The following is a 23,171-nucleotide window of genomic DNA, read 5'->3' as shown; positions in this document are numbered from 1 at the left end:
TTTTCCGATAGAAGAATGCTGCCGAATCCTTGAATATTTCCGACATGCCGACGCCCAGACCCGACATGCCGGACGCCCCCGTCCGCGACGCCTCGTCCCCCACCGATCCCCGGTTGCGCATCGGCTTCGTGCTTCTCGACCAGTTCACGCTGACGGCCTTCTCCGGGTTGATCGACGCCGTGCGGCTCGCCGCCGACCTCGGCGGACGCAGCCGGCAGATCGACGCGAGCTGGACGGTGATGAGCGTCGGCGCGCAGCCGCGCCGGTCGAGCTGCGGCGTGCTGGTGACGCCCAACAGCGACCTGCTTGCCCCGGCGCCCTTCGATTACGTGGCGGTGTGCGGGGGCAACGATTACCGGAACGAGGTGCCGGGGCCGGTGACCGCCTATCTGCGCACGGTGGCGGCGCAGCGGGTGCGGCTTCTCGGCATCTGCACCGGCACCTTCGCCATCGCGCGCGCCGGCCTCGTCGGCACGCGCCGCGTCTGCGTCCACTGGAACGTTCTGGACACCTTCCGCGAGCGTTTCCCGGCCGCCAACGCCTCGGTGGACCATCTCTTCATCGACGAGGGCGACCTGATCACCTGCGCCGGATCGACGGCGGCCATCGACCTCGGCCTCTACCTCGTCGCGCGGCACTGCGGCGGGCAGAAGGCGCGGCAGGCCGTCCGCCACATGATGCTTCAGGACATCCGCCCCGGCGCGCTGCCGCAGGCGCATTTCTACGCCAACCTCGACGGCGTGACCGACGCCCGCGTCCGTCAGGCGACGCATTTCATCGAGCAGCGGCTGGACTCCCCGCCCTCCGTCGAGGCCATCGCCCGCTACGTCGGGGTCAGCGCCCGGCAGCTCGAACGCTCCTTCCAGGCGGCGCTGGGCATCTCGCCGTCGGCCTTCCAGCGCCGGCTGCGGCTGGATTACGGGCGCTGGCTTCTGGAGCACACGCGCCGCACCATCACCGAGATCGCCTTCGACTGCGGCTTCGCCGACGCCGCCCATTTCTCGCGCGATTTCAAGACCCAGTTCGGCGAGATGCCCAGCCGGGCCCGCAAGGGCAAGGGCGGCGTGACGTGAGGCGGTCCCGGTGTCCCGAACCGGTGGGGGCGCTTGCCCGACTGTGCGGGATTCGGGGGAAATCCCGCTCGGCATCGAAACCGGCGGGTGATCGCACCCGGCAGAAGTGGCCGTCCGGCTTGCGCTGTGCCAAAATGATCAACCGCCCCTGATCCAGGGCGGCGGCTTGGGGACAGGGTGGGGGCATGAAGGGGCGTTTCAGAACCAAGATCATCATCGGCATGACCGCCGTCCTGGCCGTCGGAGCGGCCGCAGTCACCTCCGTTTCCCTGCTCCTGTCGCGCGACGCGGCGGAGCGTGCGGTCACCACCCTGGTGGCCGAAACCGCCGACCACCACGGCGCGCGTGTGGCCGCCGACATCTCCGCCGCCCTGGCCGACGCCCGCTCCGCCGCCGCGCTGGTGGAGGTGGAGCGCTCCACGGGCTCCCCGCGCCGGGAGACCGTCAACCGTTACCTCAACCGCCTCATGGCGGTCGGTCCGCTCTACGCCGGCGTGTGGGTGGACATGGCCGACGACGGGTTCGACGGCCGCGACCGCGAAGTCGCCGGTCTGGACCGCGCCGGGGAGATCCTGGGCCTGCCCGGCACCGGGCGGATGAGCCTGCTGTGGCTGCCCGGCCCGAAGGCCGACGACAGCGAGGGCTATCCCTTCTCCGACGTGAAGGAGAAGGAATATTACCGGGCCGCCGCCGCGGCCGGGAAACCGGTGCTGACCGAACCCTATCTGGACGATCTGACCAAGGCGCTGATGACCAGCGCCGCCGCACCGGTGAAGGACGGCGACCGGGTGATCGGCGTTGCCGGCGTCGACCTGACGCTGAGCGGCCTGACCGATCTGGTCCGCCGCGTGAAGCCCTACGGCGACGGCCACGCGGCGGTGCTCACCGGCGCCGGGGTCTATGTGGCCCATCCCGACGCCGGCCGCCTCTCCCATCCCGCCGACGACCTGCCGGCGGACGCGCGCCGCGCCATCGCCGAGGGGCGGGCGTACGACGGCGTCGTCACGCTCGGCGGCGCCCCTCATTACCTGCGCCTGTCGCCGGTGCGCTTCACCGGTGCCGACGGCGCGTGGTCGTTCCTGGTCGCCGCACCGCAGGCCAGCGTGATGGCCGGTGCCAACCGGCTGACCCTGCTGACCGTTCTGGTCGGGGTGGGCTGCATCCTGCTCGGCGGTCTGGTGGCGTGGCGGGTGGGTGACGGCATCGCCCGGCCGGTCGCCGGGCTGACCGTCGCCATGGACCGGCTGGCCGCCGGTGATCTGGACACCGCCATTCCCGGCGCCGACCGCAAGGACGAGGCGGGCGCCATGGCCCGCGCGGTCGGGGTGTTCAAGCAGGGGCTGGTGCAGGCCCGCGATCTGGGCCGCCAGCAGGAGGCGGAATGGCGCGCCAGGGAGGCGCGGACCGCCGCCCTGCTCGACCTGCAGCGCGGGTTCGAGGGGCGGGCGGGCGGCCTGACCGGGGCTCTGGCCTCGGCGGCGCAGCAGCTCGAATCCACCGCCCGCGCCCTCACCGGCATTGCCGAGCAGACCCATGGCCGGTCGGAGCGGATGACGCTGTCCGCCCACTCCGCCGCGGACAACGTGCAGACCGCCGCCGCCGCGACCGAGGAGCTGTCGGCCTCGGTGGAGGAGATCGGGCAGCAGGTCGGCGAGTCCGCCCGCATCGCCGAGGCGGCGGTGGCCGACGTGAAGCGCGCCGACGCCGCCGTCGCCGTTCTGGCCGACAGCGCGGAGCGGATCGGCGCCGTCGTCGGCCTGATCAGCGACATCGCCGGCCAGACCAACCTGCTGGCGCTGAACGCCACCATCGAGGCGGCCCGCGCGGGCGAGGCCGGAAAGGGTTTCGCGGTGGTCGCCGGCGAGGTCAAGAGCCTGGCCAATCAGACCGCCCGCGCGACCGAGGACATCGTCGGCCAGATCAACGGCATCCGCGACGCGACGGGCGATGCGGTCGATGCGGTGCGGGGAATCAGCCAGACGATCGCCCAGGTCAGCCGCATCGCGTCCGGCATCGCGGCGGCCGTGGACCAGCAGTCCTCCGCCACCCGCGACATCGCCCGCAGCGTCCTGCAGGCCGCCGACGGCGCCCGCGAGGTCAGCGGCGGCATGGGGGAGATCCGGGCCGGGGCGGGCGACACGGGCGCCGCCGCCGACCAGCTCCTCGCCGCCGCCGCCGGGGTGGCCAGCCAGTCCAAGGAGCTGGCCCGCGAAATCGACCACTTCATCGCCGGGGTCCACAAGGCTTGATCGCCGGAGCCTGATCGGCGGGGTGCACCCGGTCGTCAGGACGGGGTGTGCTCTTGCGCCGTCAGGCGGCCAGCCCGTGGTCGATGGCGATGCGGATCAGGGCGCGCGTGCTGTCGGCGCCCAGCTTGTCCTTGATCTGGGTGCAGGCGTTGGCGACGGTCTTCTGGCTGATGCCCAGCGCCTCGGCGATGGCCGCCGCGGTCAGGCCGCGCCCCACCAGCGCCAGGATTTCCCGCTCGCGCTGGGTCAGCACCGCCAGCGGGTCGTCGGTCGGGGTCAGCGCCATCAGCGCCAGTTCGCGCGCCAGCGCGTGATCGAGATGGACCCGCCCCGCCAGCACGCAGCGCACCGCCGTCACCAGCGTCTCGGGCGCATCGTTCTTGGTGACGTAGCCCTTGGCGCCGGCCTTCAGCGCCCGCGCGGCGATGGCCGGGTCCTCGTGCATGCTGAAGATCAGCACCGGCACCGCCGGGTTTTCCGCCCGGATCGCCCGCAGCACCTCCATCCCGCCGCCATCCCTCCCCCCGGCGCCACCCGGCAGGTTGAGGTCGAGAATGACCACGTCCGGCCGCTCAGAGCGCCACAGCGCCAGCGCCGTCGCCACGTCGGCGGCCTCGACGACACGGCCGAGCCCGGCTTCGGCGAGCAGGCTCTGGCAACCGGCGCGCACCACCGGATGGTCGTCCACCAGGAGGATGGTCAAGGTCATGCCACGCCTTCCAGCCCGGCCGGGACACAGGGAAGGCAGGCGGCCACGCGGGTGCCCTGCCCGCCGTCCGATCCGATGCGCAGCGTGCCGCCCAGCGCCCTCACCCGCTCCGCCATCCCGGCGATGCCCAATCCACCCTGCTCCGCCGTGCCCGGCCCTTCCCTGAACCCCGGCCCGAACCCCGGCCCATCGTCGGTCACCAGAACCTCCACCCGGTCGGGAAGACGCCGCACCGTCACCGACACGTTGGTCGGCCGGGCGTGGCGGAGCGCGTTGACCAGCGATTCCTGCGCCAGCCGGAAGACCGTCAGGCTCAGCACCTCGTCCAGCCCGTCGAGGCCGTCCGGCGCCCCGTCCTCGGCGATGTCCAGCGACCAGCGCACCGCCGGCTCCCGCCGCGCCCATTCGTCGATCAGCCCGGACAGCGCCTCGCCCAGCGGCAACTGGTCGAGCAGGGCCGGGCGCAGGCGGACCAGGATGCGCCGGCTCAACCGGTGCACGTCCGCGGCCATGGACAGCACGGCGCGGGCGCGTCCGGCGATCTCCACCCGCTCGCTGATGGTGGCCTCCGGCTTCGGTTCCTCGCTCAGGCGCAGGATGCGCCCGGCGTCCACCTTGATGGCGAACAGCGCCGCCCCCAGCTCATCGTGGATTTCGCGGGCGATGTCGCGGCGCTCGCGGTCCTGCGCCTCGATCAGCCTCTGGCCGAGCCGGCGGTTCTCCCGTCCCGCCGCCGCCAGCTCCTCGGCCAGGGCGGCGATGCCGGTGCCCAGCCGGGCCAGTTCCGGCACGCCGCCTCCGGCAAGCCCGTCCCGCGGTCCGGGTTCGTAAACCCCTTCGCGCAGGCGCTGCACCGCCGCCTCGATGCGGGCGAGGGGGGCAAGCGCCCGGCCCACCGCCACCCAGGCCGCTCCCAGCAGCAGCAGCCCCGCCACCAGCATCGCCAGGGCGAGGTCCCGCATATCCTCCCAGACCTCGGCCACCTCGTCCTCCGGTTCGGCGATCACCGTCAGAAGGACGCGCCCGTCGGCACCGGTCAGCAAATGAGCCTGCGGCGCCACGCCGATCAGCGCCGCAAACCAGCCGGGCGCGGACGCATGTCCGGCATCGCGGTCACCGGGCGGTCCGGCAGGCGCGGCGCCCGCGATGAAGCGCAGATGGCGCAGCCCCAACCGGTCGAGCGCCGCGACGGCGTCCGGACTCGTCCCGCGCCCGGCCTCCGCCCACCCGACAGCGATGCCGAGATCGAGGGCGGAGGCCATTTCCGCCCGGACGGCGTCGCGCGCGTTGGCAATCATCACCGCTGCGCCGGCCACCGCCAGCAGCGCCAGGAACAGCCCGATCAGGGCCAGCATGCGCATTCGCAACGACATCGCCGTCTGATCCTTCCGACACGCCCCATAGGACCATCGGCGGAATGTTAGCGAAACAACCGGTCTCCCCGCCATGCGTCCTTCGACCAAGACGCGGCGGGCGGCCGGGCCTTTTGCCGCGGCGCCGGGATTTTTTCCCGCCCCCTCCGGGACACTGTCACGCGCCCATTGCCAGAGTTTCGTCCCCGTATCGTCCAATGGAACCGAAGAACCGCCAAGACGAACATTGGGGGCGTAAGACGCGGTGCCGGAACCGGGGCGGATCGGGCGGACGATCCGCCCCGGCAAAAATCGGCCTTTCACGGGGGAAACGCATGACTTCATCCTTGCACACCAAGCCGGGACCCAAGGCGGACACCGGGGCCGGACGAATCCGGCGGCGGATCGTCACCGCGGTGGTCGCCGGCTTCCTGGCCTCCACCGCTCCGGTGGCCTGGGGAAGCGCCCAGGCGGCGGACGTCACCTGGGACGACATCGCCAACGACGCCAAATCGGCCGGCGACGTGCTGATGTACGGCATGGGGGTGGAGGGCAAGCGCTTCAGCCCGCTGAAGCAGATCGACACCACCAGCGTGTCGCGGCTGGTCCCCGCCTGGTCCTTCTCCTTCGGCGACGAGAAGCAGCGCGGGCAGGAGACGCAGGCGCTGGTGCATGACGGGGTGATCTACGTCACCGCCTCCTACTCGCGGATGTTCGCGCTGGACGCCCGCACCGGCAAGCGGCTGTGGACCTACGCCCACCGCCTGCCCGACGACATCCGGCCCTGCTGCGACGTGGTCAACCGCGGGGCGGCGATCTACGGCGACAAGGTGTTCTTCGGCACGCTCGACGCTTCCCTCGTCGCGCTGAACAAGGACACCGGCAAGGTCGTCTGGCGCAAGAAGTTCGCCGATCACAAGGTCGGCTACACCATGACCGGCGCGCCGACCGTCGTGAAGGACCAGAAGACCGGGCGCATGCTGCTGATCCACGGCTCGTCGGGCGACGAGTTCGGCGTGGTCGGGCGCCTGTTCGCCCGCGACCCCGACACCGGCGAGGAGATCTGGATGCGGCCGCTGGTCGAGGGCCACATGGGCCGGCTCGACGGCAAGGACAGCACCCCGACCGGCAACGCCAAGGCGCCGTCCTGGCCGCGCGACAAGGACGGGCAGCTCGTCGAGGCCTGGAACCACGGCGGCGGCGCGCCCTGGCAGAGCGCCACCTTCGACGTGGAGACCAACACCATCGTCATCGGCACCGGCAACCCGGCGCCGTGGAACGGCTGGGCGCGCTGGCCCGGCGACAGCCTCTACACCTCCGGCCAGGCCTACGTCGATCCGACCACGGGCGAGCTGAAGGGCTTCTACCAGCACACCCCCAACGACACCTGGGACTTCTCCGGCAACAACGAGCTGGTGCTGTTCGACTACAAGGACGCGTCGGGCAAGACGGTGAAGGCGACCGCCCACGCCGACCGCAACGGCTTCTTCTACGTCACCGACCGGACGAAGCTGGCGACGGCGGGCGGCGAAGCGAACAAGCCGAACAGCGTGCTGGCGGCCTTCCCCTTCGTGGACGGCATCACCTGGGCCAAGGGCATCGACCTGAAGACCGGCCGCCCCATCGAGGTCGAGGGCCAGCGCCCGCCGCCCCCCGCCGAGGGCGAGAAGCGCGGCAAGGCGGTCGAGGTCTCCCCGCCCTTCCTCGGCGGCAAGAACTGGAACCCGATGTCCTACAGCGAGGACACCGGCCTGTTCTACATCGCCGCCAACCACTGGAAGGAGGACTATTGGACGGAGCATGTCGGCTACAACCCCGGCTCCGCCTATCTCGGCATGGGCTTCCGCATCCACAAGATGTTCGAGGACCATGTCGGCGTCCTGCGCGCCATCGACCCGACGACCGGCAAGGTCGCCTGGGAGCACAAGGAGGAGCTGCCGCTGTGGTCCGGCACGCTGGCGACCGCCGGCGGGCTGGTCTTCACCGGGACCGGCGACGGCTACGTCAAGGCGTTCGACGCCAAGTCCGGGGCGGAGCTTTGGAAGTTCCAGACCGGCTCCGGCATCATCTCCTCCCCGGTCACCTGGGAGCTGGACGGGGTGCAGTATGTCGGCATCACCACCGGCTATGGCGGCGCCGTGCCGCTGTGGGGTGGCGACCTCGCCGACCTGACCACCCGCGTGACCCAGGGCGGCTCCTTCTGGGTGTTCAAGCTGGCCGACGTGAAGGTCTCCAGCGCCAAGTGACCGCCACCAAATGAACGCCCGGCGGGGCGGGGAAGCGGGCTCGACCGGTTCGTTTCCCCGCCCCGACCCTCATGCCTTGCAGCGATGGGAGTTCTCCCCATGAACCGCCTCTTCCGGCCCGCCTTCGCCCTGTGCGCCCTGCTGTCCCTGTCCGGCCCGCTCACCGCCCCGCTCGCGGCGGAGGTGGAAACCGCCAGCCTCGGCGGCGGCGAGGAGGAGCGCGTCACCGAGGTCGCCGGCTGCGTCCTCACGGCCAAGACCGTCTGCCCCGGCATCGACCTGCGCCATCGCAACCTGCGCAGCCTGTCGCTGGCCGGCGCCGACCTGCGCGGCGCCAACCTGATGCGGGCCGACCTGCGCCACGCCGATCTGCGCGGGGCCGACCTCAGCGGGGCGATCCTCGACGGCGCCGATCTGCGCACCGCCTTCCTCCAGGGCACGCGCCTGTCCGGCGCCCGCCTGCGCGGCGCCAACCTGGAATTCGCCCGCGCCAACGGCGCCGACCTGCGGCAGGCCGACCTGACCGCCGCCAATCTTGAGGCGCTGCGCGCCGACAAGGCCGACCTCACCGGCGCCAACCTGGAGGGCGCCAACCTCCAGGAAGCCAAGCTGTCCCTGACCAACCTGTCGCAGGCCAACCTGGAGGGCGCGAAGATCCGCTTTGCCATCTTCCAGGATGCGCTGATGACCGACTGCCGTTCCTGCCCGACCGACTGGTGACGGCAAGGCCGGCGGGCGGAGCTTCGCCTGTTCGGGCGACGTCCGCCCGAGGGAGGAGGCCGGGGACCCTTACCGGACGGACACCGCTCGGCTGAAGGGGCTCAGCGGGGCGGCGCGGCTTAAAGCGCCGTCACTCACAGCGTCGTCAGCACGTCGTCGAGCGTGGCGAGGAACAGCTTCGCGTCCTCGGACGAGAAGACCAGCGGCGGGCGGATCTTCAGGATGTGCCCCTCCTGTCCGGTCGCGCTGATCAGCACCCGGCGCCGGCGCATCCCGTTCACCACGCGGGCCGTTTCCTCCGACGCCGGGGTCTTCAGCTTGCGGTCGCGCACCATCTCGACGCCGATGAACAGACCGCTGCCGCGCACGTCGCCGATCAGCTCGTGCTTGGCGGCGAGCCCGCGCAGGCCGTCGATCATTTCCGTGCCGACGGTCAGGGCGTTCTCCTGCAGGCGGTCCGCCTTGATCACGCGCAGCACCGCGAGCGCCACCGCGCAGGACACCGGGTTGCCACCGAAGGTGTTGAAATAGCGCTGGCTCTTGCCGAACGCCTCGATCACCTCCGGCCGGAACACCGCGCCCGCCACCGGGTGGCCGTTGCCCATCGGCTTGCCGACCGTCACGATGTCGGGCACCAGCCCGTGGCGCGCGAAGCCCCACATGTGGGTGCCGAGCCGGCCGAAGCCCGGCTGCACCTCGTCGGCGATGAAGAGGCCGCCGGCCTTGCGCATCACCTCCACCGCCGGGGCGAGGAAGCCGGCCGGATCGGTGAAGACGCCGCTGCTGGAGAAGATGGTGTCGACCAGCAGCGCCGCCGGGGCGATCCCCTTCTCGCGCAGGTCGGCAATGGCCGCCTCCACGGAGCGCGCGAAGGCGGCGCCGACCTCGGTCTCCGGCATGCGGTAACCGTCGGGCGCCGGCACCACGCGGACATGGTCGCCCAACTTCACGGCAGCCCCCAGCGAGGGCGACATCTCGGCCAGCGCCGAGGTCACGCCGTGGTAGGCGTTGTGCGCGATGACGACGCCGGTGCCGCCGGTGTGGACGCGGGCGACGCGCAGGGCCAGATCGTTGGCCTCGCTGCCGGTGCAGGTCAGCATCAGGTGCGACAGTTCCGCCGGGAACTCCGCCAGGAAGGCTTCGGCGAAGTCGAGGATGCCGTCCGTCAGGTAGCGCGTGTGGGTGTTCAGCACGGCCGCCTGCCGGGCCATCGCCTCCACCACCTCCGGCCGCGAATGCCCGACCGAGGCGACGTTGTTGTAGGCGTCCAGATAGCGGTTGCCCTCGGCGTCATAGAGGGATGAGCCCTCCCCGCGCACGACATGGATCGGGTCGGCGTAGAACAGCCGGTAGGCCGGGCCGAGCAGCTTCTCGCGGCGGGCGATCAGGGCGCGCTCGCGCTCCGGCAGGGTCCCGGCGGAGTCGGGCGCGTAGGCGTTGATCATGGTCATGGCGGTTCACACTTTCTGGCAGGCGAGATGGAGCAGGCGGCGGGCGGTGGCGGCCTCGTCGCCGGTCAGCCGGTCCAGGCCGGCGAAGGCGCGTTCGGCGTTGCGCAGGATGTAGGCGGCGTTGGCGGGGTATTCGGCCGCCCGCCAGCTTGTGATGCCGATGGTCAGGGCGAGGCGGCCCGCCACCAGATCGGGCAGCAACTCCACCTCGTCCGCCGTCAGCGGCAGCACGGCGTTGTAGGCGCGGGTCATCTCGACCACCGAGCCGAAGGGCGTCTCGCCGCTGGTGACGTGGTAGGCGAGCGCCGTCGCCAGATCGTTGACCAGCGGTGCCCGCAGCGCGTCGCCGAAATCGATGATCCCGGTGACCGCCTCATGCCCGACCGGATCGACCACCGCGTTGTGGGGGTTCAGGTCGTTGTGGATCACCTGATGGCGCAGGGCGGGCAGCCGGGGGGCGATCTCGTCGGTGAAGCGGGCGACGAAGCGCTCGACCATCCGGCGCCGCCGGTCGTCGGTCACATAGTGCAGCCGGTCGGCGACGCCGGCGGTGCGGCTGATGTCCCACAGCAGGTCGCGCTCCGAGCCGGGATGCTCGTAGTCGGCCAGCGCCCGGTCCAGCCGGGCCAGAGTCGTTCCCAACGCCCGCATCAGCCCCGGCGAGGGCGGCGCGGCGTGGAGCGGCGTTCCTTCGAGATAGGTCAGCAGCCGAAGGACCATGGCGCTGCCGTCGATCCGGACGATCGCCTGGACCTCCCCGTCCAGCGTCGGCACGACCCGCGGCACCGGCAGGGCGGGGTCGCGGACGGCCACATGCTGCATGGCCCCGGTCTGGAAGCTTGTGACGGGTTGAGGCTCCGCCGGGTTGGTGAACTTCAGCACATAGCCCTGCCCATCCGGGGCAGCGATGTGGAAATTTCGGTCGCGCTCGCTGCTCAGCTCGCGGACGGTGCCGGTCACGCCGAACCAGCGCTGCAGGATGGCGCCGGCCTCCTCCGTGGAGATTGCCGGCGCGGCGGTGGTCAGAACGTCACCCTGGGTCGGGGCCGGTGTCATCGCCGGTGTCTCCTCGTGGTTCGAAGCGGTCAATGTTTGATGCATCATAGTGGCGGGTGGATCGGCTGAGGGAGCGGATGGGATCGGCGGGGAATCAGACGGCGAGCGGCTCGGGATGCACGCCGTCGATCCTCTCCAGGATCGGGCCGCTGGCCAGCAGGATGTCGGCCTGGATGGCGCGGGCGGCGGCGGGACCGTCGTGGCCGCGGATGGCGTCCATCAGCGGGTAGTGATGGTCGATCATCGTGCGCCCGGCGCCGCCGTAGACGTCGGCGATCAACGGTCCCATCTGGAGCCAGAGCCGCCGCAGAATGTCGCCGAGCACCGGCATGTCCGCGAACTCGGACACCTTGAAATGGAAGATCTGGTTGAGCTCGGTGGCCAGCGCGGTGTTGCCGGCGGCCATCGCCTCCTCGTTGCGCTTGAGCAGCGATTCCAGGGCTTCGATCTGGACGGGCGTGGCCTGTTCGGCGGCGCGGGCGGCGGCCAGCCCCTCCAGATTGACCCGGATGTCGCGGATCTCCAGGTAGGTGGCCCGGGTCAGCATCGGGACGCGGATGTCGCGCGGCGAGCGCAGCACCAGGGCCTGATCCTGCACCAGCCGCAGGATGGCGTCGCGCACCGGCGTGACGCTCGTCCCCAGCCGGTCGGCCAGATCGCGGATCTTGAGGCGGTCGTTCGGCTTGAAGGCGCCCTTCATCAGGGCCTCGCACAATTTCTGGTAAATCGTGCCGCCGAGATTGTCGTGTTCGAGAAGGGTGAGATCGAACCCGCTCATCCTCCGCCCTTCCCGCCGCTGCCGGTCATCCGATGTATGATGCATCATAATGCCGTGGACGCGGCCGAAGGTCAAGGCGGCCTGAGCGGTCAAACGGAACTGTTGCAATCACCCCCTCTCCCGCCCCGGGAGGAGGAGGGGCCCGCGCGAAGCGCGGGAAGGGCGAGGGTCCCGGCAATCGGCAAGCGCCTTGATCCTTGGCTTTACCCTCATCCGCCCGCTCCGCGGGCACCCTCTCCCGGGGCGGGAGAGGGATTAAGCGCCAAACGCAATCACCCTAAGCGCCCCTCTTCGACCGGCATTATTGCACTGGCTGTAATGATGAACTGCCAAACCGGGTCATTCCGATGATCGACTGAAGGGCGCACTCTCTGTGTGCGGATCGGGACGGTCCCGGCCGGCATCGCAGGAGTCAGCCATGAAGCTCTATCATCACCCGCTGTCGGGCCACGCGCACCGCGCCCGCCTGTTCGTGTCCCTGCTCGGACTGCCGCACGAGCTGGTCGAGGTCGACCTGAAGGCGGGTGCGCACAAGACGCCCGAATTCCTGGCGCTGAACCCGTTCGGTCAGGTGCCCGTGCTGGAGGACGACGGCGTGGTCGTTTCGGACTCGAACGCCATCCTGGTCTATCTGGCGAAGAAGGCCGGCCGCAGCGATTGGCTGCCCGAGGACGCCCGGAACGCGGCGGCCGTCCAGCGCTGGCTGTCGGTCGCGGCCGGCGAGGTCGCCTACGGCCCGGCGGCGGCGCGGCTGGTCACGGTGTTCGGCGCGGGCTTCAACCCCGACGAGGTCATCGGCCGCGCACACACCCTGCTGAAGCGGCTCGACAGCCACCTGTCCGGCCGCGACTGGCTGGTCGGCGTCCAGCCGACGATCGCCGATGTCGCCATCTACAGCTACGTCGCCCGCGCTCCGGAAGGCAACGTCGATCTGTCGGGCTATCCGGCCGTCAACGCCTTCCTCCGCCGGGTCGAGGGGCTGCCGGGCTTCGTCCCCTTCGCCCAGACGCCGGCCGGGCTCACCGCCGCGTGACGCGCTGCCCGGGCGCGCGATCCGGCGCGCCCGCTTCTTCTACCGGGGAGACGGGTACCGAGGAGACGGAATATGGGCGAGACCACGAAGACGCTGCCGATCTGGCATGAGGGCGAAACGTTCCTGCAGCAGAAGGTCGGCGCCGGCGTCGCCGAACGGATGGCGATGGTGGGGCAGCGGGTCATCCGCGACTTCATGCCCGACCAGCACCGCGACTTCTACGCCCAACTCCCCTTCCTCGTGATCGGCAGCGCCGACCCGGACGGCGATGCCTGGGCGACCGTGCTGGAAGGCCGGCCCGGCTTCCTGTCCTCGCCGTCGCCGACCCTTCTCGACATCGCCGCGCGTCCGAACGCCGGCGATCCCGCGGCGGCCGGCCTGATCGACGGCGCGCCGGTCGGCCTCCTCGGCATCGAGATGAACACGCGGCGGCGCAACCGCATGAACGGCATCGCCGCGACGACGCCCACGGGCTTCCGCGTCACTGTCGACCAGAGCTTCGGCAACTGCCCCCGCTACATCCAGTTGCGCGACGCCACGCAGGCCCGCGACCCCGGCCAGCCCTTCGCCGGTTCCGTCGAGGAGCTGACGGCCCTCGACCCGGCGGCGCGGGCGGTGATCGAAGCGGCGGACGCCTTCTTCGTCGCCTCCTATGCCGACCGCGGCGACCATCGCCAAGTCGACGTGTCGCATCGCGGCGGCAAGGCCGGCTTCGTCCGGGTGGCCGGGGACGGCACGCTCACCATTCCCGATTTCGACGGCAACCTCTTCTTCGCCACGCTCGGCAACATCCTGCTCAATGGGAAGGCGGGGCTGCTCTTCGTCGATTTCGCCAGCGGCGACCTGCTGCAGATGACCGGCGACGCCGCGCTGGTCCTGGACTCGCCGGAGATCGCCGCCTTCCAGGGCGCCGAGCGGCTGTGGACGTTCAAGGCGCGCAAGGTCGTCCGCCGGCGCGGCGCCCTGGCCCTGCGCTGGACGATGCGGGCGGACGGCTGGTCGCCCAGCTCCCTGATGACCGGCGACTGGGGCCAAGCCGCCGACCGGCTGCGCGCGGAGGAAACGGCAGCGCGCTGGCGGCCGATGACGGTGATGGACATCGTCGAGGAAAGCGCCACCATCCGCTCCTTCCATCTGCGACCGACCGACGGCGCGGGGCTGCTGCCGCATCTGGCCGGCCAACATCTGCCCATCCGCGTCACCCCGGCGGGCGCCGAGAAGCCGGTCGTCCGGACCTACACGCTGTCCGTCGCCCCGTCGGACGGGATCTACCGGATCAGCGTCAAGCGCGAGGGGCTGGTGTCGCGGCACCTGCACGACCACGTCCGGGTCGGCGACGTCATCGAGGCGCGCGGGCCGGCGGGCGGCTTCACCATCGACGCCCGCGCGACGCGGCCGGCGGTGCTGCTGGCCGGCGGCGTCGGCATCACGCCGCTGCTCGCGATGCTGCGCCATGTGGTCTACGAGGGACTGCGCACGCAGCGCATCCGCCCGACGATCCTGGTCCACGCCGCGCGCTCCAAGGCGGAACGACCGTTCGACCGGGAAATCGCCGACCTCGTGACGGCGGCGAACGGCGCCGTCCGGCTCGTCCGCGTCCTCAGCGATCCCGGCGAGGCCGTGCCGGGCGTCGATTACGACGCCGTGGGCCGCATCGACATGGCGCTGCTGACGCGCATCCTCGGCTTCAACGATTACGACTTCTACCTCTGCGGACCGCCCGCCTTCACCCAGGCGCTCTACGATGGCCTGCGCGGCCTCAACATCGCCGACGACCGGATTCACGCCGAGGCGTTCGGGCCGTCGTCCCTGAAGCGGACGGGCGGGACCGCGGAGGCCGCCGCCGCACCGGTGCGCCGCCCGCCCGCGACCAAGCCGGTGCCGGTCACCTTCATGAACGCGCTCAAGGAGGCGCGCTGGACGCCCGGCTCCGGCACGCTGCTCGAACTCGCCGAAGCGCGCGGCCTCGATCCCGCCTTCAGTTGCCGCGAGGGCACCTGTGGGACCTGCCGCACCAAGCTGCTCAAGGGCGCCGTCACCTACGTCAAGGAGCCGAGCGCCGCGGTCGCCGCCGACGAGGTGCTGCTGTGCTGCGCCGTCCCCGCCGAAGCGGAGACGGGCGAGAGCGCGCCCCTGCAACTCGCGCTCTGACCGCGCACTGCCCTTTACCCATCCCTTCCCCCCGCAAATCGACAGGAGTTCGCCATGTCCCGCCCTCCCCTGCCCCCCTTCACCGAGGAAACCGCCATCGAGAAGGTCCGTCTGGCGGAAGACGGCTGGAACAGCCGCGACCCCGCCAAGGTGGCGCTGGCCTACACCACCGACACGCGCTGGCGGAACCGCGCGGAGTTCGCCAGCGGCCGCGCCGAGGTCGAGGCCTTCCTGACCCGCAAATGGAACCGCGAGCTGGACTACCGGCTGATCAAGGAGCTGTGGGCGTTCGGGGGCAACCGCATCGCCGTGCGCTACGCCTATGAATACCACGACGACAGCGGCCAATGGTTCCGCGCCTACGGCAACGAGAATTGGGAATTCGCCGAGGACGGGCTGATGCGCGTCCGCCACGCCAGCATCAACGAGCACCCGATCACCGAAGCCGACCGCAAGTTCCGCTGGCCGCTGGGCCGCCGTCCGGACGACCATCCGGGCCTCAGCCACTTCGGCTTCTGACGCGGCGGCTTCTGACGCGGGAGGCTTCGAACGCGACGGCGCAGGCGGAGGTTGCTATCCGGAGCCTCTTCGGCCACAGACTGTGGCTGGGACGCGGCGAAACGGGGGCGCGCATGGACCGGCTGCAGGCGATGCGGATCTTCGTGAAGGTCGCGGAGGCGGAAAGCTTCGCCGAAGCCGCCCGCCACCTGCGTCTGAGCGCGCCCGCGGCGACGCGCGCCGTGGCGGCCCTTGAGGAGCTGATCGGTGCCCGCCTGTTCGTGCGCACCACCCGCTCGGTCAAGGTCACCGAAGCCGGGGCGCGCTACCTCGAGGACTGCCGCCGCATCCTCTCGGACATCACGGAGGCGGAGGCCGCCGCGGGCGGCATCTACGCCACCCCGACCGGGACGCTCGCCGTCACCGCCTCGGCTCTGTTCGGGCCGATGCATGTGCTGCCGATCGTGACCGAGTATCTCGATCGCTACCCCGGCATGCGCGCGCAGACCTTCTTCGTCGATCGCCCGGTGAACATCGTGGAGGAGGGCATCGACGTCGCCGTGCGCATCGGGCACCTTCCGGATTCCGGGCTCACCGCCATCCGGGTCGGCACGGTCCGGCGCGTGGTCTGCGGCGCCCCGGCCTATTTCCAGCGCCACGGCGTCCCACAGACGCCGGCCGACCTCAAGCACCACCGCGTCGCCGTGTCGACCGGCGCCTGGGCGTCGCCGGAGTGGCGGTTCGCGGGGGACCAGCGGGTGACCATCGACCCGGTCCTGCAATGCAACACCAACGAGGCGGTGATCGCGACCGCCAGGGCGGGCTGGGGCCTCACCCGGGTGCTCCATTACCAGATCGGCCCGGCCTTGCTGGCCGGCGAGCTTCGCATCGTGCTCGCCGATCATGAGGAGCCGCCCCTGCCCATCCACGTCCTGCACCCCGAAGGGCGCCACGCGCCGGCCAAGGTGAGGGCCTTCGTGGACTTGGCCGTGACCCGCCTGCGCGAGAACCGCTTCCTCAATTAGGCCCGGTCAGGGGATCGTCGGCGCCGGCGTGCTCAGGCTCCACATGGCGTCGAACATGGACGCCTGGAAGGCCGCGAAATCGGCGCTGTCAAGAATCAGGCCGTAGCTCTCGCGCGCCGACGAGATGACCGACACCTTGCTGCCGTGAATGAAGCAGGTCATCGCGAGGTTGTAGGTGGCGGGCGCGTAGCGCAGTTCGCGCCGCTCCTCCTGGCTCGACGGCCAGATCGGCGCGATGTCGCGCTCCTCCGAGCGGATCACCCGCAGCCAGATGCCGCGCCGCGCCCGCTCCTTCAGGTAGCGCTCCATCTCCTCCAGCCCCGGCTCGACCATCAGCTCCCGCATGGAGAGGGTGGCGCGCAGTTCCTTCTCGTCGCCGCTCAGCGTCTCCCACAGCACGGTGCGGATGCCTTCGGGGCCGGGGTGGAAGCGGACGTTCGGCTGGCCGTTCTCGTGATGGTACATCGACCGCAGGACGGGCATCACGTCCTCGAGCATCTGTCGCCGGGCCTCGCTGCGCTCCAGCAGGATGCCCGGGTCCTGGGCGACCACGAAGCGGCGCTTGCCGTGATCGACGAAGCGGACGAGCCCCTCCGCCTCCAGCTTGGCGAGAGCGTCGTGCGCCGTGGTGCGGGCCATGCCGGCACCCGCGGCCACCTCCGTGACGGAGCCGCCGCCGAGGCGGATCGTCGTCAGATAGAGCTTGTAGAGCGTCCCCGATATGCCGATCCGGGACAGCTTCTCCTCCAGATTCACCCACGTGCTCCCTTTTGAATCGCGTCGCAACATGCCCGATTCCGCGCCACCCGTCCATCGTCGGTTTTTGCCGATAAAATGCCGGCATCTGGCGGCGCTACTTTGGCACAGAGGCGATAAAATAGGCTCCTATCTCACCAAATGCCCGTTAAACCGGCATGTTTAGGCCCGCAGAACCCCATTCATTTGTATTTTTCGAATTGACGGATTTTTCCGACACTGTCATCGTTTTGACGCTGTCCAAGGACGCTGACGTCCCGCGAGGCGGCGCCGAACGGTGGAACGAGGGAAGGTGATGGAAGCGAACACGAAAGCGCATGCGGCTGCGCCGCCCTTCATGCAGAGGGCGCCGCGCCGCCGCGCGGCCCCCCGCATTCTGACGGACCGGTCCTTCCGCGCGGCGCTGGGCCTCACCGCCTTCTTCGCCGTCTGGCAGGCGCTGACCTCGCTCGGCCTCATCGACGCCTTCCTTCTGCCCTCGCCGGTCGCGGTGGCGGGGGCGCTCTGGGACATGGCGCTCGACGGCTCGCTGTGGGTCCATCTCGGCGCCAGCCTGCAGCGGGTGGCCGTCGGCTTCGCGCTCGCCTGCGTCGTCGGCATGGCGCTCGGGCTGATGTGCGGCTGGTGGCGCGGCATCGCGGACTTCGTGCGGCCGGTGGTCGAGGCGCTGCGCCCCATTCCCCCGCTCGCCTGGATCCCGATCACCATCCTGTGGTTCGGCCTCGGTGACGCCGCGTCCTATTTCCTGGTCTTCCTCGGCGCCGTCTTCCCGGCCTTCGTCGCCACCTACACGGCGGTGCGCGGACTCGACCGGAACCAGATGAACGCGGCGCTCTGCCTCGGCGCGACGCCCTGGCAGCTCTTCACCGACGTGCTGATCCCCGCCTCCCTGCCGATCATCCTGCCGGGGCTGCGGATCGCGCTGGGCGTGGGCTGGATGTGCGTTGTGACCGCCGAGCTGATCGCGGCGCAGACCGGCCTCGGCTACCTGATCCAGCAGTCGCGCATGCTTTTCCAGATCAACAACGTCGTTGCGGGCATGGTGGCCATCGGTCTCGTCGGCTTCGCCATGTCCGCCGTCCTCGAACGGATCGAGCGTCGGGTGAACGCCTGGGCGCCTTCCGAGCGCAATTGAGCAGGAGGCGAAGGAACATGGCCGCCAACACCGCACTCAAGACCCCCACCCCGCCCCCCGGCGCGCCGCAGGCCCAGCCGGCCGACATCCAGATCGACATCCGGAACCTGGGCAAGGTCTATGGCGGGACCTCGTCCGACAACATGGTGGTCGCGCTCGACGGGGTCGATCTGCGCATCCGCCGCGGCGAGTTCATCTCGCTGCTCGGCCCCTCGGGCTGCGGAAAGTCGACCCTGCTCGGCATCGTCGCCGGCTTCCAGTCCGCGTCGAGCGGGACGCTCCTGCAGAACGGTCGCCCCATCGTCAGGCCGGACCCGTCGCGCACCGTCGTCTTCCAGGACTACGCGCTGTTCGGCTGGATGACCGTGCAGGAGAACGTGGAGTTCGGCCTGAAGGCCAAGGGCATGGCGAAGAAGCAGCGCGCGGAGATCGCCCGCTCGCTGATCGACATGGTCCGGCTGACCGGCTTCGAGGAGAAATACCCGCACCAGATCTCCGGCGGCATGAAGCAGCGGGCGGCCATCGCCCGCGCGCTCGCCCCGGACCCCGACATCCTGCTGATGGACGAGCCGTTCGGCGCGCTGGACGCGCAGACCCGCGTGCTGCTGCAGGAGGAGATCGCCCGCATTTCGTCCGAGGCCGGCAAGACGGTAATCTTCGTCACCCACGGCATCGACGAGGCGGTGTTCCTGGCCGACCGCGTGGTGGTGATGAGCCCGCGGCCCGGCCGGGTGCGCGAAGAGGTCGCCGTGCCGCTGCCGCGGCCCCGCACGGCCGAGATGCGCTCCGATCCCTGGTTCGTCTCCACGGTCAACGACCTGTGGGAGACCCTGAAACCCGAATGGCAAAAAGGGGAATGAACGTGACCTCGACACTCTCTCGCCGTCGTTTCGGCCAGCTCGCCGCCGGCATCGCCGCCGCCGCAACCCTCGCCAAGCCGGCGATCCTCCGCGCGCAGGGCGCGGACGTCGTCAAGATGGGCTGGTTCAACACCACCACCGTGTCGGCCCAGATCGCCCATGTGCTGATGCGCACGGACATCGCGGCCCGCAACGGCCTCCGGATGAACATGATCCAGCTCAACGCCTCGCCGGCGGTGAACGAGGCGATCGTGTCGAACGCGGCCGACGTCGGCACGCTGTCCGACTTCGCCGCCGTCACCACCATGGCCGTCGGGGCGCCGGTCACCACCATCGCCTCGCAGGCGCGCTTCCGCTCGGCGGTGCTGGTGACCAAGAAGTCGGGGATCACCGACGTCGCCGGGCTGAAGGGCAAGCAGGTCTACGGCACCTTCGGCATCACCGCCTTCCAGAACGCCCAGGAGGCGATGATCAAGGCCGGCCTCACCCCCGGCCGCGACATGACCTTCGTCAATGTCGGGCCGGCGGAGCTGGCCGACGCGGTGGGCGCGCAGCGGATCGACGCCTTCTTCACCTACGACCCGTTCGTGACCTTCTTCGAGAACGCCGGCTTCGCCCAGGTGGTCTCGGAAAACCTGACCCCGGTCATCGTGCTGACCGCGAACAACCGCTTCTTCAAGGACCGGCCCGAGGTGGCGGAGCGCTTCCTGCTCGCCAATTCCCAGGCGCTGTATTTCGCCAGCCAGAACCACGACCTCGTCAACGGCTGGTTCCGCTCGCTGGAGCCGGCGAAGAACATCCCGGAGGCCGTGCTGGAGAAGGCGTCGGGCTACGACCCCGCCTGGAACGCCAAGGCGCCCACCGACATCAAGGCGGCGCTGTCGGAGGAGCAGATCAGGAAGCTGAACCAGCTCGCCGAATGGGGCGTGGAGGCGAAGCTGCTGCCGCGCCTGCCCGACGTCTCGAAGTTCGTCGACACGACCATCGCCGGCAAGGCCGACGCCGCCTTTGCCGCCCAGGGCTTCGATCCGAAGACGGTCAAGATCGTCGGCTGAGCGGCCGGCGGTCCCGACGCATCGCGCAGGACGGGGCGGCGGCCGTGCCGGGCCGCGCCGAAGGAGACTCCATGACCCTACGACTTGACGACGCACCGGCGCGGGGTGGCGCGGCGCCGTCCCACGACGCGGCCCGGCCGGCCACCGACGACGCCTCCGCCCCCGCCATGCGCCATTTCGACTTCGCGACGCTTCCGGCGCCCGACCGTTACCGCCTTCTCACCGCCGCGGTCCTGCCGCGGCCGATCGCCTGGGCGGTGACCCGCTCGGCGGAGGGCCGGGTGAACGCGGCCCCCTACTCCTTCTTCAACGTCTTCGGCTCCGACCGGCCGGTGGTCTGTCTCGGCGTGCTGGCGCGCCCGGACCGGCCGAAGGACACGGCGGTCAACATCCGGGCGACGCGCGAGTTCGTGATCAACCTCGTCCCCTTCGACCTCGCTGAGGCGATGAACCTCACCTGCGTCGAGGCGCCGCCCGAGGTGGACGAGACCCGGCTCGCCGGGCTCGCCACCCTGCCGAGCGTCGCGGTCCGGCCGCCGCGCATCGCCGCCTCGCCGGTCGCCTTCGAATGCCGTCTGATCCACGAGTTCGAAAGCGGTCCCGGACAATGGCTGTTCGTGGGCGAGGTGCTGCACGCCCATGTCGCGACGCGCGTCCTGACCGGCAATCCCGAACGCCCCCGCATCGACCATGAGGCGCTCGACCTCGTCGCCCGCATGCACGGCCCCTCGGCCTATCTGCGCACCCGCGACGTCTTCGATCTGGTGAGGCCGGTCTGGGCCGACACCGCGCCCCAATCCACCGAAACACACTGCAAGGAACGACAAGCATGACCAAGGTTAAAGTGGCCGCGGTGCAGGCGGCGACGGTGCCGTTCGACGCCGCCGCGGCGACCGCGCGCACGGTCGACCTGATCGCCGAGGCGGCGTCCACCGGCGCGTCGCTCGCCGTCTTCCCGGAGGCCTTCATCGGCGGCTACCCGAAGGGGCTCGACTTCGGCTGCTCGATCGGCCGGCGCACGCCGGAGGGCCGCGCCGACTTCGCCCGCTACGTCCGCGGCGCGATCACCGTGCCGGGACCGGAGACCGAGACGCTGTCGGCGGCCTGCGCGCGGCACGGAATCCACGCGGTCGTCGGTGTCATCGAGCGTGACGGCGGAACGCTCTACTGCACGGTGCTCTACCTGTCGCCGGACGGCCAGATGGGCAAGCACCGCAAGGTGATGCCGACCGGGTCGGAGCGGCTGGTCTGGGGGTTCGGCGACGGCTCGACCCTCACCGTCATGGACACGCCGTTCGGCCGTGTCGGCGGCGCCATCTGCTGGGAGCATTACATGCCGCTGATGCGCGCGGCCTACTACGCCAAGGGCGTCCAGCTCTGGGCGGCGCCGACGGCGGACGACCGCGAAAGCTGGATCGCCACCATGCGCCACGTCGCCATGGAGGGGCGCTGCTTCGTGATCGGCGCCTGCCAGGTGATGCGCCGTTCGGACTTCCCGGCGGACTACGCGAGCCGCATCGACGCCGGGCCGGACGAATGGATGATGCACGGCCGCTCGGTCATCGTCGGGCCGCTCGGCGAGATCCTCGCCGGCCCGCTGGTCGACGCGGAGGGCATCCTGACCGCCGAGGTGGACGTCGAGGATCTGGTCGGCGCCAAGCTCGATTTCGATCCGGTCGGCCATTACGCGCGGCCGGACCTGTTCAGCATGCGCGTCGACGAGACCCCGCGCGCGCCGGTCGCCACGGTGCGCGAGGGCGCCCTTCCGGAGCGCAACGAGAAAATCGAAGAAGCGGCCTGACCGGCAGGGTGATCGCGTTTAAAATTCCCTCTCCCCTCTGGGGAGAAGGTTAGGGTGAGGGGGTTGCGCTTTTGCCGGACGTGATGCCACGCGCAACCCCCCGGTTCCGGTGGGCGCCGGGCGATTAATGCCGGTTAATGATCGGCGCCTTGTAACTGATAATGCTTCTCATGATCATTTGCGGAAGAGATTTGGCCCTGTCCGGACGGGCCGACCATCCCGCATCTTGTCAAGGGAAGCCCCCCAATGCCCGACACCCGCCTGCCGACCGTCCTTCCGACTGCCGATCCGATCCTGTCCACCCTCCCCGGCTGGGAGAACGACGCCTCCGCCCGCCCGACGCGGCTTGAGGTGGATTGGACCGACGCCCTGAGGAAGCTGGACGTCCTGGGGACGGTCCGCGTCGTCACCGGCAACCGCAGCATCACCCACGAGAAGACCGGGCGCTTCGGCAACGTCGACGGCAACGGCCCGGCCTTGATCGTGCTGAACCGCGAGGTCGACCTGCGCGTCTTCCCGCGCCACTGGGCCATCACCGTCCACACGCCGGAGACGGACGGCGAGGCCGAGGCCATCCGTGTCTTCGACCGGCACGGCCGCGCCGTCCACGCCATCCACCGCACCGCTGAGACGAACGCCGCCGCTTGGGACGCCTTCCTCATCCTGCACCGCGCCGCCGACCAGGACGCGCCGGCCCTGGAACCTCTGCCCGTCCCCGCCGCCGAGCGGCCCGACGCCGAGATCGACGTGGAGGGGCTGCGCGCCGCCTGGAGCGCGATGACCGACGTGCACGAGTTCTTCGGCATGCTGAGGACCTTCGGGGTCGGGCGCCGGCAGGCGCTGCGCCTCGCCGGGACGGGCTTCGCGCGGGAACTGCCCGCCACCACCCTCCTGCCGCTGCTGGAGGCGGCGCGCGACCGCCGGCTGGACATCATGATCTTCGTCGGCAACGCCGGCTGCATCCAGATCCACACCGGTACGGTGGACCATCCGACGACGGCCGACGGGCTGCTGCGCATCGACGACCCCGGCTTCACCCTGCGCGCCATCCAGGCCCGGCTGTCCAGCGCCTGGGTCGTCCACAAGCCGACCGACAAGGGCGGCATCACCACCGTCGAGCTGTACGACGACCGGGGCGACAACGCGGCCATCCTGTGCGGCCAGCGCGACGAGGACAAGCCGGAACGGGCGGAGTGGCGCGCGCTCGCCGCGTCCCTGTGACG

General features: G+C 70.6%; 20 protein-coding genes. 14 read left to right on the top strand and 6 right to left on the bottom strand.

The genetic code is table 11. The annotated features are described in order from the left end of the window. The first annotated feature begins 65 nt into the window (after positions 1-65). Together D3869_RS30960 and D3869_RS30955 are read left to right on the top strand one after the other, a co-directional pair. On the top strand, positions 66-1,073 hold the full coding sequence (locus tag D3869_RS30960) for a GlxA family transcriptional regulator (protein ID WP_137143650.1): 1,008 nt from the start codon (positions 66-68) through the stop codon (positions 1,071-1,073). A gap of 185 nt (positions 1,074-1,258) precedes the next feature. Beyond that, positions 1,259-3,322, top strand: a complete 2,064-nt coding sequence (locus D3869_RS30955; RefSeq protein WP_137143437.1) for a methyl-accepting chemotaxis protein — start codon at positions 1,259-1,261, stop codon at positions 3,320-3,322. A 61-nt stretch (positions 3,323-3,383) separates the two neighbouring features. Here D3869_RS30955 and D3869_RS30950 read toward each other — a convergent pair whose 3' ends face one another. Continuing rightward, positions 3,384-4,031, bottom strand: a complete 648-nt coding sequence (locus tag D3869_RS30950) for a response regulator (RefSeq protein ID WP_137143436.1) — start codon at positions 4,029-4,031, stop codon at positions 3,384-3,386. Next, complete coding sequence (locus D3869_RS30945) at positions 4,028-5,404, bottom strand: ATP-binding protein (RefSeq protein ID WP_247896072.1); 1,377 nt, start codon at positions 5,402-5,404, stop codon at positions 4,028-4,030. The genes D3869_RS30950 and D3869_RS30945 overlap by 4 nt, the downstream gene beginning before the upstream one ends. 314 nt (positions 5,405-5,718) lie before the next feature. On the opposite strand from D3869_RS30945, the gene D3869_RS30940 reads away from it, so the two are divergent. Both D3869_RS30940 and D3869_RS30935 read left to right on the top strand, forming a co-directional pair. Then, the gene (locus tag D3869_RS30940) at positions 5,719-7,629 is read left to right on the top strand and encodes a methanol/ethanol family PQQ-dependent dehydrogenase (RefSeq protein ID WP_137143435.1); all 1,911 of its coding nucleotides are present in this window, start codon (positions 5,719-5,721) and stop codon (positions 7,627-7,629) included. A 99-nt stretch (positions 7,630-7,728) separates the two neighbouring features. After that, complete coding sequence (locus D3869_RS30935) at positions 7,729-8,349, top strand: pentapeptide repeat-containing protein (RefSeq protein ID WP_137143434.1); 621 nt, start codon at positions 7,729-7,731, stop codon at positions 8,347-8,349. 134 nt (positions 8,350-8,483) lie between these two features. On the opposite strand, the gene D3869_RS30930 is transcribed toward D3869_RS30935, so the two are convergent. The 3 genes from D3869_RS30930 to D3869_RS30920 all read right to left on the bottom strand — a co-directional run bounded on the left by D3869_RS30930 (position 8,484) and on the right by D3869_RS30920 (position 11,634). Beyond that, positions 8,484-9,800: an aspartate aminotransferase family protein gene (locus D3869_RS30930; RefSeq protein WP_137143433.1), complete on the bottom strand. Its 1,317-nt coding sequence runs from the start codon at positions 9,798-9,800 to the stop codon at positions 8,484-8,486. 6 nt (positions 9,801-9,806) lie between these two features. Continuing rightward, the gene (locus tag D3869_RS30925) at positions 9,807-10,856 is read right to left on the bottom strand and encodes a phosphotransferase (RefSeq protein WP_137143432.1); all 1,050 of its coding nucleotides are present in this window, start codon (positions 10,854-10,856) and stop codon (positions 9,807-9,809) included. Between the two features lie 94 nt (positions 10,857-10,950). Beyond that, positions 10,951-11,634: a GntR family transcriptional regulator gene (locus D3869_RS30920; protein WP_175426692.1), complete on the bottom strand. Its 684-nt coding sequence runs from the start codon at positions 11,632-11,634 to the stop codon at positions 10,951-10,953. Between the two features lie 418 nt (positions 11,635-12,052). On the opposite strand from D3869_RS30920, the gene D3869_RS30915 reads away from it, so the two are divergent. The 4 genes from D3869_RS30915 to D3869_RS30900 all read left to right on the top strand — a co-directional run bounded on the left by D3869_RS30915 (position 12,053) and on the right by D3869_RS30900 (position 16,341). Then, the gene (locus tag D3869_RS30915) at positions 12,053-12,667 is read left to right on the top strand and encodes a glutathione S-transferase family protein (protein WP_137143431.1); all 615 of its coding nucleotides are present in this window, start codon (positions 12,053-12,055) and stop codon (positions 12,665-12,667) included. 72 nt (positions 12,668-12,739) lie between these two features. Continuing rightward, positions 12,740-14,818 (top strand): pyridoxamine 5'-phosphate oxidase family protein, encoded by a 2,079-nt coding sequence (locus D3869_RS30910; RefSeq protein ID WP_137143430.1) that lies wholly within the window; start codon positions 12,740-12,742, stop codon positions 14,816-14,818. A gap of 54 nt (positions 14,819-14,872) precedes the next feature. Beyond that, positions 14,873-15,337, top strand: coding sequence for a DUF1348 family protein (locus D3869_RS30905; protein WP_137143429.1), 465 nt, complete (start codon positions 14,873-14,875; stop codon positions 15,335-15,337). A 113-nt stretch (positions 15,338-15,450) separates the two neighbouring features. Continuing rightward, positions 15,451-16,341: a LysR substrate-binding domain-containing protein gene (locus D3869_RS30900; protein WP_137143428.1), complete on the top strand. Its 891-nt coding sequence runs from the start codon at positions 15,451-15,453 to the stop codon at positions 16,339-16,341. A gap of 6 nt (positions 16,342-16,347) precedes the next feature. On the opposite strand, the gene D3869_RS30895 is transcribed toward D3869_RS30900, so the two are convergent. Then, positions 16,348-17,097, bottom strand: coding sequence for a TrmB family transcriptional regulator (locus D3869_RS30895; RefSeq protein ID WP_199230067.1), 750 nt, complete (start codon positions 17,095-17,097; stop codon positions 16,348-16,350). A 295-nt stretch (positions 17,098-17,392) separates the two neighbouring features. On the opposite strand from D3869_RS30895, the gene D3869_RS30890 reads away from it, so the two are divergent. The 6 genes from D3869_RS30890 (at position 17,393) to D3869_RS30865 (ending at position 23,169) form a co-directional block, all read left to right on the top strand. Next, positions 17,393-18,232 carry an ABC transporter permease gene (locus tag D3869_RS30890; RefSeq protein WP_137143427.1) on the top strand — a complete coding sequence of 280 codons (840 nt, stop codon included), beginning with the start codon at positions 17,393-17,395 and terminating at the stop codon, positions 18,230-18,232. Between the two features lie 17 nt (positions 18,233-18,249). After that, on the top strand, positions 18,250-19,092 hold the full coding sequence (locus D3869_RS30885; protein WP_137143426.1) for an ABC transporter ATP-binding protein: 843 nt from the start codon (positions 18,250-18,252) through the stop codon (positions 19,090-19,092). Further along, positions 19,089-20,147, top strand: a complete 1,059-nt coding sequence (locus D3869_RS30880; protein ID WP_247889034.1) for an ABC transporter substrate-binding protein — start codon at positions 19,089-19,091, stop codon at positions 20,145-20,147. The genes D3869_RS30885 and D3869_RS30880 overlap by 4 nt, the downstream gene beginning before the upstream one ends. Positions 20,148-20,218: 71 nt before the next feature. Beyond that, on the top strand, positions 20,219-20,980 hold the full coding sequence (locus D3869_RS30875) for a flavin reductase family protein (protein WP_432613447.1): 762 nt from the start codon (positions 20,219-20,221) through the stop codon (positions 20,978-20,980). After that, positions 20,977-21,948 (top strand): carbon-nitrogen hydrolase family protein, encoded by a 972-nt coding sequence (locus D3869_RS30870; protein WP_137143424.1) that lies wholly within the window; start codon positions 20,977-20,979, stop codon positions 21,946-21,948. Before D3869_RS30875 ends, D3869_RS30870 begins: the two co-directional genes overlap by 4 nt. A gap of 246 nt (positions 21,949-22,194) precedes the next feature. Then, entirely contained in the window at positions 22,195-23,169 is a 975-nt protein-coding gene (locus tag D3869_RS30865) for a ChuX/HutX family heme-like substrate-binding protein (RefSeq protein WP_137143423.1), read from the top strand. The last annotated feature ends 2 nt before the right edge of the window (positions 23,170-23,171 follow it).

Origin of the sequence: Azospirillum brasilense (assembly GCF_005222205.1) — a bacterium.
In the GTDB taxonomy this organism is placed as follows: domain Bacteria; phylum Pseudomonadota; class Alphaproteobacteria; order Azospirillales; family Azospirillaceae; genus Azospirillum; species Azospirillum brasilense_G.
Note: the sequence above shows the minus strand (reverse complement) of the source record. Positions and strands in the feature narration are given on the sequence as shown.

Bases quoted from the DNA above. Each gene is read 5' to 3' on its own strand.
- D3869_RS30920 (WP_175426692.1), bottom strand. From the start codon at position 11,634: ATGAGCGGGTTCGATCTCACCCTTCTCGAACACGACAATCTCGGCGGC.
- D3869_RS30960 (WP_137143650.1), top strand. From the start codon at position 66: ATGCCGGACGCCCCCGTCCGCGACGCCTCGTCCCCCACCGATCCCCGG.
- D3869_RS30875 (WP_432613447.1), top strand. From the start codon at position 20,219: ATGACCCTACGACTTGACGACGCACCGGCGCGGGGTGGCGCGGCGCCG.
- D3869_RS30905 (WP_137143429.1), top strand. From the start codon at position 14,873: ATGTCCCGCCCTCCCCTGCCCCCCTTCACCGAGGAAACCGCCATCGAG.
- D3869_RS30950 (WP_137143436.1), bottom strand. From the start codon at position 4,031: ATGACCTTGACCATCCTCCTGGTGGACGACCATCCGGTGGTGCGCGCC.
- D3869_RS30925 (WP_137143432.1), bottom strand. From the start codon at position 10,856: ATGACACCGGCCCCGACCCAGGGTGACGTTCTGACCACCGCCGCGCCG.
- D3869_RS30915 (WP_137143431.1), top strand. From the start codon at position 12,053: ATGAAGCTCTATCATCACCCGCTGTCGGGCCACGCGCACCGCGCCCGC.
- D3869_RS30945 (WP_247896072.1), bottom strand. From the start codon at position 5,404: ATGTCGTTGCGAATGCGCATGCTGGCCCTGATCGGGCTGTTCCTGGCG.
- D3869_RS30940 (WP_137143435.1), top strand. From the start codon at position 5,719: ATGACTTCATCCTTGCACACCAAGCCGGGACCCAAGGCGGACACCGGG.
- D3869_RS30900 (WP_137143428.1), top strand. From the start codon at position 15,451: ATGGACCGGCTGCAGGCGATGCGGATCTTCGTGAAGGTCGCGGAGGCG.
- D3869_RS30910 (WP_137143430.1), top strand. From the start codon at position 12,740: ATGGGCGAGACCACGAAGACGCTGCCGATCTGGCATGAGGGCGAAACG.
- D3869_RS30885 (WP_137143426.1), top strand. From the start codon at position 18,250: ATGGCCGCCAACACCGCACTCAAGACCCCCACCCCGCCCCCCGGCGCG.
- D3869_RS30880 (WP_247889034.1), top strand. From the start codon at position 19,089: ATGAACGTGACCTCGACACTCTCTCGCCGTCGTTTCGGCCAGCTCGCC.
- D3869_RS30930 (WP_137143433.1), bottom strand. From the start codon at position 9,800: ATGACCATGATCAACGCCTACGCGCCCGACTCCGCCGGGACCCTGCCG.
- D3869_RS30865 (WP_137143423.1), top strand. From the start codon at position 22,195: ATGCCCGACACCCGCCTGCCGACCGTCCTTCCGACTGCCGATCCGATC.
- D3869_RS30935 (WP_137143434.1), top strand. From the start codon at position 7,729: ATGAACCGCCTCTTCCGGCCCGCCTTCGCCCTGTGCGCCCTGCTGTCC.
- D3869_RS30890 (WP_137143427.1), top strand. From the start codon at position 17,393: ATGGAAGCGAACACGAAAGCGCATGCGGCTGCGCCGCCCTTCATGCAG.
- D3869_RS30955 (WP_137143437.1), top strand. From the start codon at position 1,259: ATGAAGGGGCGTTTCAGAACCAAGATCATCATCGGCATGACCGCCGTC.
- D3869_RS30870 (WP_137143424.1), top strand. From the start codon at position 20,977: ATGACCAAGGTTAAAGTGGCCGCGGTGCAGGCGGCGACGGTGCCGTTC.